Origin of the sequence: Candidatus Filomicrobium marinum (genome assembly GCF_000981545.1) — a bacterium.
In the GTDB taxonomy this organism is placed as follows: domain Bacteria; phylum Pseudomonadota; class Alphaproteobacteria; order Rhizobiales; family Hyphomicrobiaceae; genus Filomicrobium; species Filomicrobium insigne.
This window is the reverse complement of sequence record NZ_LN829119.1, coordinates 3239099-3258272: the sequence shown is the minus strand read 5'-3', so window position 1 is coordinate 3258272 and position 19174 is coordinate 3239099. Positions and strand designations below refer to the sequence as shown.

The following is a 19174-nucleotide window of genomic DNA, read 5'->3' as shown; positions in this document are numbered from 1 at the left end:
GTGAGTACAATCGTCAGACGGCTCAATGATGAACCACTGTGGCTGTCTTGTGCACGGTGAAGGTTGGCGTAGCGGCCTGATCGCGGACCAGCCGTGGTGGCCTGCTGGCGCGCTGTGTGACGCCGGCGTTTTGGCGGTGCCGTTCGCTTCCAAGGGGTTGCAACGGAGCGACGGCGCGCAGCACCCGTTGCCGTGGAAGGTAGACGATGGCTTCGGTACCTTTGCGCAGTTCGGACCTAAGTTCGAAGCGTCCGCCGTGGAGCTCGATCAGTTTCTTGACGATCGGCAAGCCGAGGCCGGTTCCGCCTTCCGCTGTGTGCAGGGCCAACGATCCTTGGCCAAATGCCTGCATTACTTTCGGAATTTCTTCACGCGGGATGCCTGGCCCTGTGTCCCGGACCGAAATGAAGTGTGCACCGTCAGCCGTATGGCCTACTGTCAGCTTCACGGTTCCGCCCTGCGGTGTGAATTTGAAGGCATTCGACATGAGGTTCAGCACGATCTGGCGCATAGCGCGCGGATCGGCCCAAACGGGCGGGAGTTCGGCGTCGAAATCCTCTAAGACCCGCAGATTTTTGTTATTTGCGCGCAGTTTTAACAGACGATGGCCATCTTCCACGACCTCCGTCAGGCGCAGAGGTTCTTCGTTGAGATCGTAGCGTCCCGCCTCAATGCGTGACAGGTCAAGGATCTCGTTGATCAGGTTCAGCAGATGGCTGCCGCTGTCGTGGATATTGGACGCGTACTCCCGGTATGTGGGATTGGACAGCGGTCCAAGAATTTCCGCTTTCATGACCTCCGAAAAGCCCATGATGGCGTTCAGCGGCGTGCGCAATTCATGGCTCATCGTTGCGAGGAACTGCGACTTTGCCTTGTTGGCGGCTTCGGCGCGACGGCGGGCTTCATCCGATCGAGCTTTTTCCTCTTCGAGCTCAGCGATTAACGCGTCCTTCTGGTCGCGGAACTCGAGCATTGCTTGAGCCGTCGATTTGAGGCCGATCGCTAGGAAGATGAAATAGAGGTGGACACCAACCGCCATTGTCGCGAGTGCGAAATAGAGCGGATCATTCATTTCCACGCCGAGATATGCGAGGCGCCCGACAACGGCTACCGTTACCGGAATTGTTCCGGCGTGCATGATCGGTAGAATGGAAGATGAAAACGTCATGCGGATCGCCAAAATGACAATCAGCATAGCGAAAATAAATACGTGAGCGGAAAACAGAGCTGCGGGACTCGACAGCGTATGCGCGCCGATGCCAACTAAGGCAAAGCCGGCCCATGTCATGCCGTTGATCAATTCGGCAATTACAAAACGCCGGCGCCAAACGCGCACGTCAACTTCGGCGCGGGGCAGGGCTAGGAAACGACGGCACAGCTCGAGGAGGAGCACCTTGGCGGAGATGACGAGGATCATCCACAGCGCTGCTTCCAAGGGCGTTGCCCATAACATGGAAGCGATCGAGATGATGATGGACAGCGCTGGCATGGTCGCGGCCGCTGCCATTTCGTTGCGCACGAACATCGTCAGAAGATCGTATTCGTTTTCGGGACGGAGCTCGCCGCCGTTGGTCAGGCGTTCGCGCACGGCCTTGACGTTGTCGAAGGCGCGATTGCGAGTTTCTCGACGGCCTTGGCGAGGCGCGAACTCATCTGATGTGGGAGACCAGGTCATATGTCCCGAACTTCTAATCAAGGTGAAGGAACCGCGTGGTTACGTCTGATTCCGATACAACTACATGGCCCTAGTAGGGCAGAGCTACAGTCTACACGATGTGTTAATATCTACTAAACTCATTAACTTAGTGTTTATCGGTGAGTTCAATTTGTTAAGGTCTGCGGCATGGTGAGCATGGTCTTCAGAGGCCGGACTTGGCGCAATCGATGGGTGTCAATCGCCCTGTTGGCGGGGCTTATCGCAGCTGCCTTCCTTGTGCGTCAGCTAGAACAGACCGACGTCGGCGATGTCGAAGGACATGCAACTGCGATCGACGGAGACAGCCTTTATGTGGCCGGCCGGGAGGTGCGCCTACAAGGCATTGATGCTCCGGAAGGTCAGCAGGTTTGCCGCCGCGGCGGTGCGAAATGGGAATGTGGCGAAGCTGCAACTCAAGAGCTTACTGCGCTGATCGGTGGGCAGACGGTGCGCTGCGAGGGGCTTGAGATCGACAAGCATGGGCGGCTTCTCGCTTTATGTTTTGTCGGAAATTTGAATCTCAATCAAGAAATGGTGATTCGCGGATTTGCAGTCGCCTATGGTCGATATGGCTCTGAAGAGCGAGAGGCGGCAAATTCCAATAGAGGTCTTTGGGCTGGAGAATTTGAAAGGCCACGCGATTGGCGCCGTGAGCGCGGCATCGGCAACTAATGAATTGACGTTGAGATTTGGCTTCGCGGGCCAAAACGGGGAGCACCATATGAAAATTCTAGATACGACTACGGCGCCAAATCCGAGACGTGTCCGTATTTTTTTGGCTGAAAAAGGATTGAGCGTTCCATTTGAGCCTTTCGAAATGAATATGACAAACCTGCGTTCTGAGGAATTCACAGCAATGAATCCGATGCAACGCGTTCCGATTCTCGTGCTCGATGATGGGACGTGTATCAGCGAGAGCGTCGCGATCTGCCGGTATTTTGAAGAGTTGCACCCGGAGCCACCGCTCTTCGGCACAGGAGCGTTGGGCAAGGCGCTCGTCGAAATGTGGAACCGGCGTATGGAGCTCAATTTCTTTACGGCTGTCGGTCAAGCTTTCCGGCATCTACATCCCAACATGCGCGAGCGGGAAGTGCCTCAGGTCGCTGAGTGGGGTGAGGCGAACAAAGCAAAGTGCTTGGGCGCTCTGAAGATTCTTGATGATCAACTTGCGAACACCCAATACGTCGCGAGCGAAAACTATTCGATTGCGGACATCACAGGCCTCGTTGCTGTGGACTTTATGAAGGTTGCCCGCATCGACATGCCCGATACTCTTTCCAATGTTCAGCGCTGGTATAATGAGGTTAGTGCGAGACCGAGCGCGAAAGCCTAATTCCCATTATCATGTCCGTTTTCTGTCGCCGCGGGCATGTTCCCTAGGGAACAGCCCGTAATTTATCCCTATGGCAACCTGGGAGATCGCGGGATAGATGCGGGCAACATCGCCATGAAACTGACCATTGTGGGTTCAGGTGACGCGTTTGGTTCGGGCGGTCGATTGCAGACGAGTTTCCACGTCGCAATCGGCGAATGGAACTGTCTTGTAGATTGCGGCGCGACAACCCTGATGGGGATGTCGCGTCTCGGACTCGACCCGAACGGTGTCTCCGCTATTTTTATTTCTCACCTGCACGGGGATCATTTTTCGGGGCTTGTCTGGTGGCTGCTTCACGCACGGCATGTTGCAAAGCGACAGACGCCGCTGACTATTGTCGGGCCGAGCACGATCGCGGAACGTTATCGCGCGGCAACGGAAGCTTTGTTTCCAGGCTCTTCAGATAAGAGCTTGGCCTTCGATCTGAATTTTATCGAGTTTGACGAAGCCGTGCCTTGTGAGGTCGGGCCTGTGGTGGTGACGGTCGTTCCTGTCAGCCATCCATCTGGTGCGCCTTCCTATGCGGTTCGTCTCGCCGCGGAAGGTAAGGTTGTTAGTTATTCTGGAGATACCGAATGGGTTGATGCCTTGCTTGATGTCGCTAGCGGGGCTGATGTCTACATCACGGAGTGCTTCAGTTTCGACCAAGACATTCCGCATCACATGAATTGGCAGAAGATTTCAAGCCATCTTGATGAGTTCAATGCGCGCCGTGTAGTTGTAACGCATATGGGCGATGACATGCTGTCGCGAGTGGCAGCTGGTCTTGATGTTGGTGACGTAATCCTTGCAAAAGATGGACTCAGTCTCGACGTTTGATGTTTCGTCATTTGAGTAAAGGTGAGTTCCATTCCTCCTGCCTCCGCACATCGCCAGGCAAAGAACGCGGCTAGCGGGCTGGGGCGCTTGTTGCGTGAGATCTCTGGGTGCCGTGTGTGCGTTGACACACCGACCGGCCAGCCTTTGCCGCATGAGCCTCGTCCCGTTCTGCGCGTACGATCGAGCGCGCGCGTTGGGGTTTTTGGGCAAGCACCGGGGCTGCGCGCCCATGATGCCGGGCTCCCATTCAAAGATCCCTCCGGCGTTCGTTTGCGTGAATGGATGGGCGTCGATGAACAAGAATTCTACGATGAGGACCGTATTGCCTTCGTTCCGATGGGCTTTTGCTTTCCTGGCTACAATGAGAAGGGTAGCGACCTGCCGCCGCGCCGGGAATGTGCGCGGACCTGGCGTGCCCGGCTCATCAAGGAGCTCCCCAACCTCGAACTCGTCTTGTTGGTTGGCTCTTATGCGCAGCGCTGGCATTTGCCGGAGGCTCGTAGGCAGTCCCTGACGGATGTCGTGCGCGCTTGGAGAGAGACTTACGAGCAGAGTGATTTTCCTCGTTTTATTCCCTTACCGCATCCGTCTTGGCGCAATTCAGCTTGGCTGAAAGCGAACCCATGGTTTGAGGTGGACGTTTTGCCGGTGGTACGATCTGAAGTGCGCAGACTTATTGCGACGGCGTCGGACCCTGTTGCGCACGACGGTGGACGTTAGAAACCGCCATCCGCGACCGGTGTCTGCTCAGTTCGCATGGAGGGCATTCCGGTGCATTCAAGCTTCTCGACGCACGAGATTACGAACCAAAGCCCGTCGTTTTGCGACATCAATCTTTTCTTGAGTGATGCGGCTCTTCAAAGCGCGATCGCAGCAGAAGGTGCGGCTCACGAGACAGAAGAACTGGCAAGATTTGGGCAAAAGGCGGGAAGTGCGCAAGCGTTCGAAGCCGGGCGCTTGGCGAATGAAAACCCACCGAAGCTCCGACGCTTTGACGAGAAGGGATTTCCGCTCGACACGGTCGAATTTCACGCTGCCTATCATGACTGTATGGCGATGAGTTTTGCCGTGGGGCTGCATTGCAGCCCGTGGGACTATCTCGGCGCTGCCGAGTCCGGTCCACGTCCGGGTGCGCACGTGATGCGTGCCGCCAGACTCTACATGATGACGCAAATGGAGCCGGGCCATGTTTGTCCGGTGACTATGACGAACGCAGCCGTTCCTACACTGCTGCTACAGCCTGATCTGGCTACGTCACTTCTGCCGAAGATCCTTTCGCGAACTTATGACAAAGCCTTTCGGCCATGGCCTCAGAAAGAGAGCGTCAGCATCGGAATGGGGCTCACGGAAAAGCAAGGCGGAACAGATGTCCGTGCGAATGCCAGCACGGCCATTGCCGCCGTGAATGCCGGGGCCGGGCAGGAGTATATTCTCACTGGCCACAAGTGGTTTATGTCAGCGCCGATGAGCGACGCATTTCTGATGCTTGCGCAGGCCCCCGGCGGCCTTTCCTGCTTCTTGGTTCCGCGGTTTCTTCCTGACGGCTCGATCAACGCTTTGCGTCTGCAGCGGCTCAAGAACAAGCTCGGGAATCACTCCAATGCCTCATCGGAAGTTGAGCTCCAGGGCGCGTCCGGTTGGCTTATTGGGGAAGAAGGGCGCGGCATTGCCAACATCATCGAGATGGTGACGATGACGCGGCTCGATTGTGCCGTCGCGTCAGCAGGTCAGATGCGTCTTGCGCTGGCGGTGGCCCTTCATCATTGCCACTATCGCTACGTGTTTCAGAAGCGACTTGTGGATCAGCCAATGATGGCCGCTGTTCTTGCTGATATGGCGATCGACGTTGAGGCCGCGACGGTGCTTGCTGTGCGGTTGGCCGGTGCATTTGAGCGCGCTTGGATGGATCCGCATGAGGCTGCGTGGCGTCGGGTTATGACGCCGGTCACGAAGTATTGGGTGTGCAAGATGGCGCCAGCGCTGGGCTTTGAAGCGATGGAGTGCCTCGGCGGGAATGGATACGTCGAGGATGGGCTCGCCGCCCGGCTTTATCGTGAGTTGCCGCTCAACGCCATTTGGGAAGGGTCGGGCAACGTTATGTGCCTTGACCTCCTGCGGGTATTGCAACGCACTCCTGAGGCCGTATGGACGGTTATGGCTGTGTTGAAAGAGAGCAGCGCAGGGGATGCCGTACTTTCAGCTTCGGTCGCACGGCTTGAGACGTTGATGCGTGGCAGCGCGCAGGAGGGCGATGCACGCACACTTGTCGAAACGTTGGCGCGGACGGCGGCTGGATGTTTGCTGCGCCAATCTTCGCCCGATTTTGTGGCCGATGCGTTTATCGCGAGCCGCTTAGGGGGAGAGTTTCGCCACACCTACGGCACGGGCGTTGGGAAGGCAGGCCATCGCGAAATTCTCGAGCGGGCGCGGCCTCTCCAATGATTGGTGTCATGTAAGTCTTAGGCCGTTTCCGTACCGGCGGCATGTGCGGCTTGCTGCTCCAGTTCATCGTGCAGGAAGCTCAGGTCGAAGGGGCCCTGACTGAGGATTTTCTCGACTTCCGCGACTGGTCGGGTTCTTGCGCTGGCTGCTGCCCAGACTATTGCCGAGCGCATCCCCGATTTGCAGTGTGCGAGTATCGGGCCGTCCAGCTTGGCAAGGGTATCTGCCATGGCGCCGACGACGCTGTCGCTGAAGATGTTCGCCTGATTTACAGGGATGTGGACGTACTGGAGGCCATGCTTTTCTGCAATTGCCTTTTGGGATGCCGCCGTTGGTTGGCCAGGTGCTTCGCCGTCGGGACGATTGTTGATGATGGCTTTGAAGCCGCTTGCGGCCGCTTCTTCAAAATCCGCGTCGCTCAATTCTCCGGCGACCGCGAAGTCTGGCGTCAGGTGGGTAACGGTTTGCATGGGCCTCGCTCGTTTCAATTCGTTTGCCGCGTCGCAGGTTTAGGTGTTGCGCGCGTGTTGGTCGACGCGACAATTCGATCTCAGTCACGGATTTTACGCGACGCGGTGTAGTCCCACTTGAAATCATATGCTAATAAATTTGCGTTTCGTCATGGATATTGAAATTTTTTTCTAGTGACGACATGTCCCAATTTTTAATAGCCGGTGGAGATGTGCTGTGCTCGATGAGATGGACGTCAAGATCCTCAAGGTGCTGCAGCAGGATACGACGCGTGCGGTCGCTGATATCGGCAAAGAGGTTGGATTGTCGACCACGCCCTGCTGGCGGCGCATTCAGAAGCTTGAGGAGGCTGGCGTGATTCAACGCCGTGTTGCCTTGCTTGAGCCAACCAAGGTGAATGCAGGCGTTACGGTGTTTGTGCAGATCAAGACGGATCAGCACAGCCTGGAATGGTTAGAGAAGTTTCATGCGGCTGTCGTCGATTTTGAGGAGGTCGTCGAGTTCTACCGCATGTCTGGTGATATTGACTATTTGCTGCGCGTGGTTGTGCCGGATATTGCCGCCTACGACGCATTTTACAAAAAGCTGATCGGCCGCATCGAAATCGCCAAGGTCTCTTCAACGTTTGCGATGGAGCAGATCAAGTACACCACGGCGTTGCCGTTAGACTTCGTTCTTGAAGATGCACAACACTCCAAACGAACCTAGGCAAAGCCAGCTTAGGAGTTGGCTTCCGGGTCCGTGATGACCGGTCCGCCAAGAATGCGCATGCGCCCTCGCGCAATCGCCGTTGTCGTTCCATCCTCCAAATGCAGGCGCACATCGTAGTAGACATTTCGCCCTTTGATGGCGGCTTCGGTCACATCTGCATAAAGATAAGCGCCGAGGGGGATAGGTGCGAGATATTCGATGCTCGCTCCCGCCGTCATGGACCGTTCGCCCCTGGCGTTACACGTGAAACCAAAAGCCAAATCGGCCAGGGCGAAAGTGACACCGCCGTGGCAGACGCCGAACGTGTTGGTGTGTTGAGGCTTCACGCGCATCGCGAAGCGGCTGCGCTGGGCACCCGCTTCGATGATTTCGACACCGAGTTCTCTAAAAGCCGGATTATTGGCGGCCATTGCTTCCATGAGTTGCCGCGGATCAGGCTGGTCCACTGCAGAGGTGGTGTCCGTGCTCATAATTGTCCTTATTTTCGGTCGCTAGCGTTCAGGCGCGCAATCAAGCTCGACGTATCCCAGCGATTGCCGCCCATCTTCTGGACCTCGCTATAGAATTGGTCGACGACGGCTGCAACCGGAAGGCTGGCGCCATTACGCCGTGCCTCATCGATGCAGATGGAGAGGTCCTTGCGCATCCAATCCACGGCAAACCCGAAATCGAACTTGCCGGCGTTCATGGCTTCCCAGCGGTTTTCCATTTGCCAGGATTGGGCTGCACCCTTGGAAATTGTATCGATTACGGTCGGGATATCCAGGTCGGCCTTCTGAGCGAAATGGATAGCTTCTGCCAAGCCCTGGACCAATCCTGCAATCGCGATTTGGTTCACCATTTTGGTGAGCTGGCCTGCGCCTGGCGCGCCGATGTGTTTGATCATCCGGGCGTAGTGCGTGATCACCGGTTCTGCACGCGCGAAGACATCTGCGTCGCCACCGCACATGACGGTCAGCACACCGTTTTCTGCACCGGCCTGCCCGCCGGAGACCGGGGCGTCGATGAAACCGATGCCCTTTTCTTTGGCAGCAGCGTAAAGTTCGCGTGCGACGTTGGCGGAAGCCGTTGTGTTGTCGATCAGGATGGATCCGGGTTTCATCGCGGCGAGCGCGCCATCGGGCCCAATGATGACGGAGCGCAGGTCGTCGTCGTTGCCAACGCAGCAGAAGACAAAGTCGGCATCCCTGGCAGCTTCAGCGGGCGTCGCTGCCGTTTGTCCTGAGCCGTGCTGCTCAACCCACTCCTTGGCTTTGGCGGCGGTGCGATTATAGACAACGAGGTCGTGTCCGCCTTTCTTAAGGATGTGGCCCGCCATCGGGAAGCCCATAACGCCGAGCCCAATCCACGCAACTTTTGCCATGCCCCTGCTCCTTCCCAGAATTATCGATGGTTCGTATTTGTTGATCCGGCACTTTTAGCCAATGGGTGATGACGGAAGCAAAGAAAAAGGGGCTAGCTGGGACTATGGTTCAGTGACAACACTGAAGAAAGGACACCTCAGTGAATTCGAAGCAGCTTGATGACGGCGGTTCTCTGGCTTCGGGATCTGGTGCGCGTGCGTTGGCTGTGACGCTGGCGGATGTCAAACGCGCTGCTGAGACCATAGCGGGAGCGGTGGTCGATACGGATTGCGGCCGCAGTCGTACGTTGTCGGAAATGTTCGGCGCGGACATCTGGCTCAAGTTTGAGAATCTACAGTTTACCGGGGCCTTTAAGGAGCGTGGCGCTCTTAATCGCCTGATGGCGCTGAGTGCTGAAGAACGCCGCAAAGGCGTTATCGCGATGTCGGCGGGCAATCACGCGCAAGGCGTAGCTTATCATGCGAACCGGCTTGGTGTTCCGACGGTTATTGTCATGCCTGAAGCGACGCCGACTGTAAAAGTCGAGAACACGCGGGGGCACGGCGCTCAGGTCATTCTCAAAGGCCCGACCTTGGAAGAGGCGTCTGCTTTCGCGCACGACTATGGGCATGAACATGGGCTCACGTTTGTGCATCCCTATGATGATCCACTCGTAATCGCGGGGCAGGGGACGATCGCTTTGGAGATGCTGCGTGATGTGCCCGATCTCGATGTTCTCGTGGTGCCGATCGGCGGAGGCGGCTTGATTTCCGGCATTGCCGCCGCTGCGAAGGCTTTGAAGCCGGAAATTTGCGTCGTCGGCGTTCAGGCCAAGCTTTATCCATCCATGTACAACGCAACGCGTGGCATGAGCTTGCCGATGCGCGGGGATACATTGGCGGAAGGGATCGCGGTCAAAGCGCCGGGCAAGTTGACGAGCCCCATGGTGAAAGAGCTCGTCGACGACATTGTGCTTGTCTCCGAGCCGGAACTTGAGCGGGCCGTCAGTTTGTTGCTCGCGATCGAAAAGACGGTGGTCGAGGGGGCGGGCGCGGCGGGCTTGGCGGCTCTTATCGCGGAGCCGGGGCGGTTTGCCGGACAGAAGGTCGGCTTGGTCTTGTGCGGAGGCAATATCGATACGCGTCTGTTGGCCAGTGTGTTGACGCGGGAACTCGCGCGCGAGGGCAGGCTGTCTCAGCTCACCATCGATATCCCCGATCGGCCAGGCCAGCTGGCTGCGGTGTCAGCCATTATCGCGGAGGCTGACGCCAATGTTGTTGAGGTTTATCACCAGCGCGTGTTTACGGACCTGCCGGCCAAAGGTACCGAGCTGCACATTGTCATCGAGACGCGCGATAGGGATCATCTCGGTAGAGTTTTGCGACAGCTTGAAGAGGCTGGCTTTGCCGTTGAGGTGAAGGGCGCCCGTTGAGCTTTCGGACTTTGCGGGCGCACTCACTCATGGAGGTCACTGCTTAATCGGCGTTTCCGGATAGGCTAGCTGTTCCCGGGCACGCCATTCGTTTGTGACGTAATTGATGATCACTGACTTACGAACGCCTTCAATGGGGCGCGACTCGAAGCCGTGATAGGTGTTGTCGGACGGAACGAAGATCATGGCCGAGTTTGATTGGAATGGTGAACGTCCAAGATGCTTCTTGTCGTTGTCGTAGATGTCGGTGCCGAGGTTGGCGTGTGAGGGTTCACGCGACATGTAGAGTAACATCGTGAAGACCTTCACGCCGAGATCCGTGTGTGGCTCCAGCCAAAACCCGTCGATGTCTTGCGCATATTCTACGCGGAGATAGCTACCATTCAGGTTGGTGCCGAAATGGTCTGCGAGCGCGTGCGTGAGTTGGTCAGCCTGGAAGGCTTCATTGAACGCCTTGCAGACGGGGAACTTCGCCATGTTCTCAGCATCGAAGTAGGTGCGCGTTGCGTTGTGCAATTCACGCTTTCCGGAAACACCGTCCAGAGCCGGAGCCGGGAAGGGAAGATGGACAATGTCTTCAGCGGCGGCGGCGGGGAGGCAGTCCGTCAGATACCAGTGTCGATAAGGTTCGTCGGTCCGGTTCGACGCCTCAATGCTCGCCAGCATGCTGTCGATGATCGCTTGCGAAGAGATGGTCATTTTGTGGACGTCCCCGATTGAGATCAACTGGCGGAATGTGGCCGCCTCGTGGGTTAGGCACGGTGCTAGGGCGGTCTGTCAAGGGGCAAGTGCGTGAGGAGTTTGGTGAGCGGGAGCTGTGACGGTTACGGACTTTTGCGGGTGGACAGCGACGAGCTTGAACGGTTTTGGCCGTAGCTGTCCATAACGCCTTGCCTGCAGGTTGGCTGGCATTTGTGGAAAAGTTGGGGAAAGAAAGGCTCAGATCGGCTGAGGCCGCGTGCCGTCGGCCTTATGGCAGTAAAGCCCTCAGGTAAGAGCTTGATCTCTAATTTAAAAAAGTTGACCCCGTTCGGTGAGGAACGGGGTCATAGAGTTGGAAGGAGCAGTATCGGGTTGGGTCGGAGGTAATCTCGATTTCGGCTTGTCTTAGTCTAAGCGTGTTTTCGCGAAAAATTGCGGGGACGGCTCGTTAAGGGCGACATCGTCTTTGGGCATAGGGTTCGACGACAGCGATACCCTAACGAGAATGAGGGCGGCCAGTAGAAGGCATCCGAGCGCGGCGATCATCGTGTAGCGACAGATATTGCCGCTGAGTAACTTGGCTGCCTCGAGATCCATGGTTTCCTCACAGGCTATTCAGAGAAATGCCGTTAGGATTTTTATAACCGATAACTTCTTGTTAGTCGAAGAAGTAGAATGGACATGGATAACGACCATTTCTTGAAATTAACTTCACGCTAACCTAAGTTAATGAGTAATTACTTTTATTTTTATGTAATTCAATTTTGGTAGTCGCGCGGATGGTTGGCGATGCCCCAGAAGCAGTTTGTGGTATTTATTTGAAAGCTTGAGTCGAATTTGCGGGAAGGTGGCGGCTCGTTGGTTCCGGGAGCTCAACGGCGGAAATGGCTGGCGGTGGCCGTCCTCGTGGCGCTCGGCTGTCTTGTCGTTCCGTGTCAGGCACAAGATCAAGATCCCCCTGCAGTGCTTGCACCTTCCGCGGCCAGCGATGCGGTGCGCGCGTACAAGGTTCTGGATCAGCACTGCGCGCGATGCCACCAGACGGGTCGTCTCAAGCGGAGTGTCGCGGCGGGGGATCTGGGAAATGTCCTAGATCTTGATGCTCTTGCACGGCGCGCGGACTTAGTGCGCCCTGGCTATCCGGATGCTTCTTCACTTTTTACCGTAATGCAGACGCGGCATATGCCGAATGACGTTACGAACGGCTTTGGCGACCTCAAGGAGCCCAGCGTCGAGGAAATTGCGGCGGTTAGGACTTGGATTGCCGGTTTGCGTGCCGTTTCCCGTTGTGTATGGGGAGTCACGGACACCGAGGACGTGGATGCGCTGATCCGGGCCGATCAGCAAGGGGCCGACCCTGAGACCGCAAGGTTTCGCCGGTACGTGCAACTTTCGCATCTTGGCACATCATGTGGCGGAAAGAGCCAACTGGATGCTTACAGGCAGGCTCTCGTCAAACTCCTCAATAGTGTTTCGCGCGCGCCGAAGCCGTTGCGTCCGGATAACGTCGATATCCGAGGAAGTTTCATTGCTTTTGATGTGCGCAATCTGGGATGGTCTCCCGACGAATGGGAAGCCATTGCCAAGCAAACGCCTGAAGCAACACGGCCTAATTTAGGTTCGGATATTTTAGAGAGTTCCGGGAGCCGTCAGCCGCTTTTACGGGCTGACTGGTTGGCGTACGCCCTCTCTGAGCCTGGAAACTACTACGCGCGTTTGCGGATCCCTGTCCGAGAGAGGAATTTTGATGCGTGGTTAGGTTTCACGGGAAACATTGATCTTGCGCAGACACGTGTTGCTGGCGTTGCGCAAAGTGCCGTTACGGGTGCTGCGCGCACTTTTTTGCGCCGCGCGGATAAGGATGGGCGGGTACTTTGGGAGGCTTTTGATTTTGTGCCTGGGACTGGGGAGCAGTCGGACGCACTCACAAATTTGTCGAACCGACTAAGCCGCGGGGCGGGAGATGACGTTGCGGAGGGTGCTGAACAGTCTCGCTTGCTGTTTCAGCTTCCGAACGGCTTTTTTGGCTCGGCCGTGTTTTCTGCCGATGGTACCCGTCGGGACGAGGCAAAGGAGATAGGGACTGAAAGCCATGTCTCTGAATTGGCTGGGCGCGCGACAGGTGGAGGGCTTGGGTGTTTTGTCTGTCATCAGCCGGTCCTGTTGCCCTTTCAGGATGATTTGCGTGGCATTGCCATGGAAGAGGTCAGCCAGAGCGGAGGCGGTGCAAACCACCTGGTTTCTCAGGCGGAGCTTGATGCGCTCTTGGCGAACGATGCCAACGCACAGACGATCGTCCTCCGTTCGGCGGGCATTGGACCTGATCTGACAATCGATGGGTTGGAGCCGATTCACGCGCTGGTTCTGAACTATCTGCGCGCGCTTGATATTCGCCGCGTGGCCCGCGAAATGGGTCGAAGCGTCCAGCAGATTTCTCAAACGCTTGAGAAGCTTGACGGCGATTTGGCGCCTGCCGCCCGGCGCTTGCGTCAGGGGGTGATCACACGCGCGGAGTTTGACTGGCTCGCTTCTGAGCTTGTTGAGGATACGGATCAAAGGCAGTCAATTCGGCCCCATGCGGATGACTTGCGCCTTTCGTTATGGAGCGACAAGCCAAGCTACAAAGCGGGTGAAGCGGCCTACTTCTTTGCTTCTAGCACACAGGATTGTCATCTGACATTGATTTCGGTTGATGCCAAGGGGCTGGCTACCGTCTTGTTTCCCAACGACTTTAATCCCGATAACCTTCTCAAGGCCCGCCAACGTTTACGCGTGCCGGGACCGGCCGATGAGTTCAGGTTCCGATTGCGGACTGTTGGTGAGGAAATGATCGTTGGGATTTGCATGGCGGGCGGACGTACCTCGCCGCCCGGTGTTTTCCACGACTTCGAGCGTCAACGCTTTACCAGTCTGGGGGATTGGGAAGCCTTTCTCCGCGATGAGCTGGCAGCGGATAGCAAGGAGCGTGCCGGCGGAGGGACGGTGCAGCGGGCGAAATTAGTGTCCGGCCGCAAGCGCCGGGACACAGTGCCCGCCCGCAGCGACCCGACACCGCTGCCGCAAGCCCGCGACGCGATCGTCATCAAGATAGACTGAGCTTTATTGCGGATCAGGCCAAGCGCTCTAGGGCTTTCAAGCCGAGAATGCCACCGAGAACGATCGCGACAAATGTCAGGTATGAGCCCAAAGCCAGCGTCGAGATGCCTGTCAGGCCCTGGCCGATCGTGCACCCGAGCGCCATCACACCCCCGAAGCCCATGAGTGCGGCGCCTGATAAGGTCCGCACGGTGTCACCGGCATCGGAAAAGGACGCCACGCGGAAACGTCCCATAGACATGGCGGCAAGGAAGGCGCCGAATAATGCCCCGAAGACGCTTGCGGCTCCAAAGCCCGGATAGCCTAGTGCGGTGTAGCGCTGGATCCATTCTAGGCTGTCGCCCGCGGGGCGGACGTAGGTCAACGAGATTGGAGGAACGGGCGCTTCGGTGAACTCATCGAAGGCGAGGCCAGTGGCCGCCCAGCCTGCGATCACGCACAACCCGACTGCAATACCGGCGATGATATGGACGGGGCTTGCGCGCATTTCGCGGCTTGCGAAGCAATAGAGCATCATTAGACCCGCGATGATCGCACCGACGGCGAGGCCCGCGATGTCGCCCGGAATGATTTGGTGGGCTGAAGCCATGTCGGCAAGGCTTGTCGATGGCGCGCCGAGGCCGCTCATTGGGAGTGCTGTCGCGTCCGCAATTGCAGCTCGCAGAGGGCCTAGGACGCCGCCGATTGTGGCGTATGCAAAGATCCCGACGACGACGAGAGTGAGCAAAGCCCGCAAGTCGCCGCCACCGGCGCGCGCCAGGTTGCGGCTCGGGCAGCCGCCGGAAAAGACCATGCCGAAGCCGAAGATCAGTCCGCCGAGGATATGGCCTGACCAATTCAACGAGGGGCCGAGATACATCGACTTCTCGACCGACACGATGCCAGCGTAGGCGAGCGCCTGGGTGCCGAGGATTGCGACCGCGCCTGCCAGGATCCATGAGCGGAAGCGGCGGTAGTCGCCAAAGTTAAAAGCGTCGGAGATCCCGCCCATCGTGCAGAAGTTTGTGGCGTAGACGATGCAGCCAAACGCGAAGCCGACCACCAATCCTGAGATCATCAGGTAAAGTGGTGCGTTTTCGATAAAGGCTTGGCGTAGTTCTTCCATCGTCAGTGGTCTCCGAGACTGTCCGTTGTCGGCGGCAGCGTTATCATAGTCAAACTTGAGAATGTTAACTGAATTCCACTGTTCTAAACGCCCCTGGAACAAGATGGCGCGGTGACAGCGGGCCTGGAACAACAAATTTGCTTCACGCTAGTGTCCGGTTTCCAAAGTTCGCTGCAGGGGATGCTTGTTTGGGAGCAAACTTCGGAATCAAAAGGGACACTAGAATCATGGGGTTGCTCGTGTGTTTCAGAGCGAGTAATTCGCTGACGGCCATTCCGCGATAACCGGCGAATTTCTCGATCATCACACGAGGGGTTTACGTGGGGGGCAAATGACCATATATCCGCGCTTCTTTGCGATAAGGCGGTCTCTGCTGGTATGAGCAGCGCCCTCGGATTTTTAAACCCGACTGGTGGAGGTCCCATGAAATGGAAAAGCTCGCTTCCGCGGCAGCTCTGATCCAATCCCGACGCCCTGAAAAGCCCGTACTTGGACTTCGTCCGCAGGCGGCTGGCCGGGCGGCGCGTTGGTTTATAGACAACTTTGATGGCGATGTGGCCTATGCCTACAAGGCCAACAGCTCGGTCTTTCTGATCGGGGCGCTGTATGGTGCCGGAATCCGGCATTTCGACGTTGCCTCGCTCCCTGAGCTTGAGGACGCCGCCACGATTCCTGGGGCAGAGCTTCATTTCATGCATCCGGTCAAATCGCGCAGCGCAATTCGTCGCGCGTATGATTTGGGTGTCCGTAGTTTTTCCCTCGATGGGCTCGATGAGCTTACTAAAATTGTCGAGGAGACGACTGGGGCGGATGGCCGCCCGGCGCGGGATTTGAAGCTGTTTGTGCGCGTGGCGGTACCTGCGATCAACAGCCTCATCCCACTTGAGCACAAATTTGGGATCGCTGGTGCTGCAGCCGCGGATCTTCTCGTTAAGACGCGTCAGGTGGCAGCCGAATTGGGCATCACGTTCCATGTCGGTTCGCAAACAACGACACCAGACGCGTTCGTCGCCGCATTGCAGGCGGTGCGCGAATTGATCGGCGTTGCTGGCGTTGTCGTCGACCGTATCGATGTCGGCGGCGGCTATCCTTCGCGGTATCCGAACAGTGAGCCTTCACCGCTCGTCGATTTTATCGACGCGATTGATGCTGGCCTCGAAGAGATGCCCGTGCGTGAAGATGTCCGCGTGATGTGTGAGCCAGGCCGTGCGCTGGTCGCAGAGGCTGAAAGCCTAATCGTGCGGGTGGATGCGCGCCGCGGTAGCCATCTTTATATTAATGACGGCTCTTACGGGACGCTGTTCGATGCCGCGCATCTTGGCTTCGTATTTCCGGCACGCATGGTTTCGCGTGAGCCGGAAGCTGGTGAACCGCTCACGGGGTTTGAACTGTGGGGGCCGACCTGCGATTCAATTGATCACATGCCAGGACCCTTCATGTTGCCGGCGTCCATTCGGCCAGGAGATTACATTGAGATTGGCAACATCGGCGCTTATGGCCGGGCGATGGCTGGCAAGTTCAATGGTTATGGCGATTACGAGGAGGTCATCCTGCTCGATGAGCCTCAGGTGACCATGTACTCGGAAGATGCCGCTGTGCCGGCGCGGTTTGCGCGCGGCTAAAATTTCGCTGCCGGCTTCGTCTGGCGGGACACAATTGATAAACAACGAGGCTCGGGGGTAGACGCTTTCGAGCCTCGTTTTGTGACTAGTGCCAGGGACCAAAAGATATGGGCCAACAACCGAGCGACCCCTTCACTTACCTACATGCGGACGAGGCCTTTCTCGATCCAGATCGGTCCGACGTGCTTTGTCCGCATTTGGCCCGTGCTCTCGTTATTCCGTTTGGGCTCGAGGCGACGGTGAGCTACGGCTCCGGTACGGCGCGAGGTCCTGCGGCCATCCTTGCGGCCAGTCATCAGCTTGAGTTGTACGACGACGAACTCATGCGTCAGCCTTGTGATGATTTCGGTATCGCGACGTTGAAACCGCCGATGATTGATCTCGAAAAGGGTCCTGAACCTGCTTTGGATAAGCTCGCACGCATCGTCGAGCAAACATTGGAAGCTGGCCGATTTCCGTTCGTGCTTGGTGGCGAGCATTCGTTGACTGCAGGTGCCATCCGGCCTTTTGCGGCACACTATGACAACCTCGTTGTTTTGCAGTTCGATGCTCATGCCGATTTGCGGGATGGTTATCTGGGTGAGCGCTTTTCGCATGCGGCAGCGATGCGGCGTGTGCTTGACTATCAGCACGTCAGTTTAGTTTCGGTTGGTATCCGTGCGGTATCGGCTCCAGAGGTTGGTTTTGCCGAAGCGAACAAGCATCGTGTTCACATTCATTGGGGCAAAGACCAAGCACATTGGTCGATCGAAGATATCGTTGCGCCGCTGAAGGGGCGTCCGATCTACGTCACTTTCGATATCGACGGTCTGGACGGGTCAATCATGCCTGCGACGGGTACGCCTACGCCCGGCGGTATGAATTATCCGCAGGCGCTTGCGATCCTGCGCCGCGCGGCGCAGGTTGGCACGATCGTAGGTGCGGATCTCGTAGAGCTGGCGCCGATACCGGGCTTCCATGCGTATGATTTTCTTGCGGCGCAACTTGCCTACAAGATGATGGCGTATGCTTTGTCCGGGACGGGGCCTGGCGTGCGCCGTTCGCGCGTCTTGTCCTGATAATCTTAGGACTGGTGGGCGGTACTGGGATTGAACCAGTGACCCCACGCGTGTGAAGCGTGTGCTCTACCGCTGAGCTAACCGCCCGGTTCCAGGGAAGCCAGCTTATGCTGACATTCTTCACCTGCTGTCAAGGTCCGTGGTGACCGAACTTCGCACCCTTCACTTACCGTCGCGCATCAGTCAGCTCGAAGCTTTGGGCGATGCGTCGGAACTCCGGGATAAGCGTTTGTGATGTTGGTGTGATGCCAAGCAATCGATAGTATCCACCACCGGGTGCCGGAAGCAAAATCTGTAGCAGGTTGACCGGATTTTCGTCTGTTGCGTCTACGGCGGTTGCCTCTATCGATATGCCTTCCAGGCCGCCGATAGTCACTTCTGTGGGCGTGCTCAGCTTAAGCTGGCGATAGCCCGTGAGTGAGGTCAGCAGCTTTGTTGCAAACGCTTGGGGCTCCTTGACCGGTCGCTTGTCGAGGGAGGGGGCAATCATGAAAACGGGGCGACTTTGTCCTTTGCGCTCAGGTTCAAATCGGCCGTCCCGGGTATAGACCGTGCTTGTGCCGATAACGGTGCCCGCTCGTTTGAATTCTCCGAGATATCCAAGACGGTAAAGCTCCCGCACCGTGAGATGAGCGGCGGTTTTCGCCGAACTGAGAACGCGCTCAATATCCTCTGCCGTTATCGTGCGATTACGCATGATCTCGACCGGCACATTCGCGGAAACCAATACCGACTGATCGGCCGTACGGAACACAACGAAGAACTTTTCGTACGTACCGGTTGGCGAGGTTTGTTGGGCGCGAATGTAAATGTGATCATCCGTCCGGGGCAGTGTCCCACGTTCGACGGATGTAATTCCGCGCTTGGCAAGCCCTTCCGCCGTAAAACCTGAAATCAATTCGTCATAGGCTTCGTGAGGCGTTTCGAAGATCACGTAGCTCACACCGAGATTTTCGTTTGTAAAACCGGAGAATAGCGGGGACGGTTCGAAGCCTTCCGGGAGGTCGAGCACGACCCGACTGTTGAGAGCCTGTTGGGGCAGGGCGGAGGCTTGAAGTGCGCCGAACATGAAAGAGGCCGCGAGGACCACGAAAAGCGCCACCGTTCGAACGACACTTGTTCTTCGATCAGCGCTCAGATCGATGGTGTGGCACTCAGCTGTCGGAAGGCGCATTGGTTATCTCGCTCGCCTGAAACGGTACCCAGTCGCCGTTCTGGCCCCAGAATTAGTTTCTTCATAGCGAGAGGAGAGGGGGTGGATGCGGCTGAATTGCGGCGCCTCAGCTGACTGCTACAGGGCGT

General features: G+C 57.1%; 18 protein-coding genes and 1 tRNA gene. 10 read left to right on the top strand and 9 right to left on the bottom strand.

Features of this window, described 5'->3' with window-relative positions; genetic code table 11:
- Positions 1-22: 22 nt before the first annotated feature.
- Positions 23-1675 carry a sensor histidine kinase gene (locus tag YBN1229_RS15260; protein ID WP_046478436.1) on the bottom strand — a complete coding sequence of 551 codons (1653 nt, stop codon included), beginning with the start codon at positions 1673-1675 and terminating at the stop codon, positions 23-25.
- 213 nt (positions 1676-1888) lie between these two features.
- Between YBN1229_RS15260 and YBN1229_RS15255 the strand changes: the two genes are divergently transcribed.
- The 5 genes from YBN1229_RS15255 (at position 1889) to YBN1229_RS15235 (ending at position 6332) form a co-directional block, all read left to right on the top strand.
- Entirely contained in the window at positions 1889-2368 is a 480-nt protein-coding gene (locus YBN1229_RS15255) for a thermonuclease family protein (RefSeq protein WP_052743984.1), read from the top strand.
- Between the two features lie 49 nt (positions 2369-2417).
- The gene (locus YBN1229_RS15250; RefSeq protein WP_046478438.1) at positions 2418-3029 is read left to right on the top strand and encodes a glutathione S-transferase family protein; all 612 of its coding nucleotides are present in this window, start codon (positions 2418-2420) and stop codon (positions 3027-3029) included.
- A 114-nt stretch (positions 3030-3143) separates the two neighbouring features.
- Entirely contained in the window at positions 3144-3890 is a 747-nt protein-coding gene (locus tag YBN1229_RS15245; protein ID WP_046478439.1) for an MBL fold metallo-hydrolase, read from the top strand.
- Positions 3891-3968: 78 nt separating this feature from the next.
- A complete protein-coding gene (locus tag YBN1229_RS15240) occupies positions 3969-4610 on the top strand; it encodes a uracil-DNA glycosylase family protein (protein WP_046480380.1) in 642 nt (213 codons plus the stop codon).
- Between the two features lie 51 nt (positions 4611-4661).
- Positions 4662-6332 (top strand): acyl-CoA dehydrogenase family protein, encoded by a 1671-nt coding sequence (locus YBN1229_RS15235; protein WP_244464915.1) that lies wholly within the window; start codon positions 4662-4664, stop codon positions 6330-6332.
- A gap of 17 nt (positions 6333-6349) precedes the next feature.
- Here the strand turns inward: YBN1229_RS15235 and YBN1229_RS15230 are convergent, their stop codons facing one another.
- The gene (locus tag YBN1229_RS15230) at positions 6350-6802 is read right to left on the bottom strand and encodes a TIGR01244 family sulfur transferase (RefSeq protein ID WP_046478441.1); all 453 of its coding nucleotides are present in this window, start codon (positions 6800-6802) and stop codon (positions 6350-6352) included.
- A gap of 229 nt (positions 6803-7031) precedes the next feature.
- Between YBN1229_RS15230 and YBN1229_RS15225 the strand changes: the two genes are divergently transcribed.
- Positions 7032-7511 (top strand): Lrp/AsnC family transcriptional regulator, encoded by a 480-nt coding sequence (locus YBN1229_RS15225; RefSeq protein WP_046480381.1) that lies wholly within the window; start codon positions 7032-7034, stop codon positions 7509-7511.
- Positions 7512-7522: 11 nt separating this feature from the next.
- On the opposite strand, the gene YBN1229_RS15220 is transcribed toward YBN1229_RS15225, so the two are convergent.
- Both YBN1229_RS15220 and YBN1229_RS15215 read right to left on the bottom strand, forming a co-directional pair.
- Complete coding sequence (locus tag YBN1229_RS15220; protein ID WP_046478442.1) at positions 7523-7984, bottom strand: PaaI family thioesterase; 462 nt, start codon at positions 7982-7984, stop codon at positions 7523-7525.
- Between the two features lie 8 nt (positions 7985-7992).
- Positions 7993-8895, bottom strand: a complete 903-nt coding sequence (locus YBN1229_RS15215) for an NAD(P)-dependent oxidoreductase (RefSeq protein ID WP_280136734.1) — start codon at positions 8893-8895, stop codon at positions 7993-7995.
- Between the two features lie 122 nt (positions 8896-9017).
- On the opposite strand from YBN1229_RS15215, the gene YBN1229_RS15210 reads away from it, so the two are divergent.
- Positions 9018-10289: a threonine ammonia-lyase gene (locus YBN1229_RS15210; RefSeq protein WP_432264123.1), complete on the top strand. Its 1272-nt coding sequence runs from the start codon at positions 9018-9020 to the stop codon at positions 10287-10289.
- Between the two features lie 36 nt (positions 10290-10325).
- Here the strand turns inward: YBN1229_RS15210 and YBN1229_RS15205 are convergent, their stop codons facing one another.
- A complete protein-coding gene (locus tag YBN1229_RS15205; protein WP_046478444.1) occupies positions 10326-10988 on the bottom strand; it encodes a 2OG-Fe(II) oxygenase in 663 nt (220 codons plus the stop codon).
- 408 nt (positions 10989-11396) lie between these two features.
- A complete protein-coding gene (locus YBN1229_RS15200; protein WP_046478445.1) occupies positions 11397-11588 on the bottom strand; it encodes a hypothetical protein in 192 nt (63 codons plus the stop codon).
- Positions 11589-11954: 366 nt separating this feature from the next.
- Here YBN1229_RS15200 and YBN1229_RS15195 point away from each other — a divergent pair, with 366 nt between their 5' ends.
- Complete coding sequence (locus YBN1229_RS15195) at positions 11955-14087, top strand: DUF4384 domain-containing protein (RefSeq protein WP_152024997.1); 2133 nt, start codon at positions 11955-11957, stop codon at positions 14085-14087.
- A gap of 13 nt (positions 14088-14100) precedes the next feature.
- Here the strand turns inward: YBN1229_RS15195 and YBN1229_RS15190 are convergent, their stop codons facing one another.
- Complete coding sequence (locus YBN1229_RS15190) at positions 14101-15192, bottom strand: YeeE/YedE family protein (protein WP_052743983.1); 1092 nt, start codon at positions 15190-15192, stop codon at positions 14101-14103.
- Between the two features lie 428 nt (positions 15193-15620).
- Here YBN1229_RS15190 and YBN1229_RS15185 point away from each other — a divergent pair, with 428 nt between their 5' ends.
- Together YBN1229_RS15185 and speB are read left to right on the top strand one after the other, a co-directional pair.
- Complete coding sequence (locus tag YBN1229_RS15185; RefSeq protein WP_046478447.1) at positions 15621-16814, top strand: decarboxylase; 1194 nt, start codon at positions 15621-15623, stop codon at positions 16812-16814.
- A 107-nt stretch (positions 16815-16921) separates the two neighbouring features.
- The gene (gene speB / locus YBN1229_RS15180; RefSeq protein WP_046478448.1) at positions 16922-17872 is read left to right on the top strand and encodes an agmatinase; all 951 of its coding nucleotides are present in this window, start codon (positions 16922-16924) and stop codon (positions 17870-17872) included.
- A gap of 12 nt (positions 17873-17884) precedes the next feature.
- Here speB and YBN1229_RS15175 read toward each other — a convergent pair.
- A tRNA-Val gene (locus tag YBN1229_RS15175) sits at positions 17885-17959 on the bottom strand.
- A gap of 79 nt (positions 17960-18038) precedes the next feature.
- On the bottom strand, positions 18039-19046 hold the full coding sequence (locus YBN1229_RS15170) for a hypothetical protein (protein ID WP_046478449.1): 1008 nt from the start codon (positions 19044-19046) through the stop codon (positions 18039-18041).
- Between the last annotated feature and the right edge of the window lie 128 nt (positions 19047-19174).

Bases quoted from the DNA above. Each gene is read 5' to 3' on its own strand.
- YBN1229_RS15260 (WP_046478436.1), bottom strand. From the start codon at position 1,675: ATGACCTGGTCTCCCACATCAGATGAGTTCGCGCCTCGCCAAGGCCGT.
- YBN1229_RS15250 (WP_046478438.1), top strand. From the start codon at position 2,418: ATGAAAATTCTAGATACGACTACGGCGCCAAATCCGAGACGTGTCCGT.
- YBN1229_RS15245 (WP_046478439.1), top strand. From the start codon at position 3,144: ATGAAACTGACCATTGTGGGTTCAGGTGACGCGTTTGGTTCGGGCGGT.
- YBN1229_RS15230 (WP_046478441.1), bottom strand. From the start codon at position 6,802: ATGCAAACCGTTACCCACCTGACGCCAGACTTCGCGGTCGCCGGAGAA.
- YBN1229_RS15225 (WP_046480381.1), top strand. From the start codon at position 7,032: ATGGACGTCAAGATCCTCAAGGTGCTGCAGCAGGATACGACGCGTGCG.
- YBN1229_RS15220 (WP_046478442.1), bottom strand. From the start codon at position 7,984: ATGAGCACGGACACCACCTCTGCAGTGGACCAGCCTGATCCGCGGCAA.
- YBN1229_RS15205 (WP_046478444.1), bottom strand. From the start codon at position 10,988: ATGACCATCTCTTCGCAAGCGATCATCGACAGCATGCTGGCGAGCATT.
- YBN1229_RS15200 (WP_046478445.1), bottom strand. From the start codon at position 11,588: ATGGATCTCGAGGCAGCCAAGTTACTCAGCGGCAATATCTGTCGCTAC.
- YBN1229_RS15190 (WP_052743983.1), bottom strand. From the start codon at position 15,192: ATGGAAGAACTACGCCAAGCCTTTATCGAAAACGCACCACTTTACCTG.
- YBN1229_RS15185 (WP_046478447.1), top strand. From the start codon at position 15,621: ATGGAAAAGCTCGCTTCCGCGGCAGCTCTGATCCAATCCCGACGCCCT.
- speB (WP_046478448.1), top strand. From the start codon at position 16,922: ATGGGCCAACAACCGAGCGACCCCTTCACTTACCTACATGCGGACGAG.
- YBN1229_RS15170 (WP_046478449.1), bottom strand. From the start codon at position 19,046: ATGCGCCTTCCGACAGCTGAGTGCCACACCATCGATCTGAGCGCTGAT.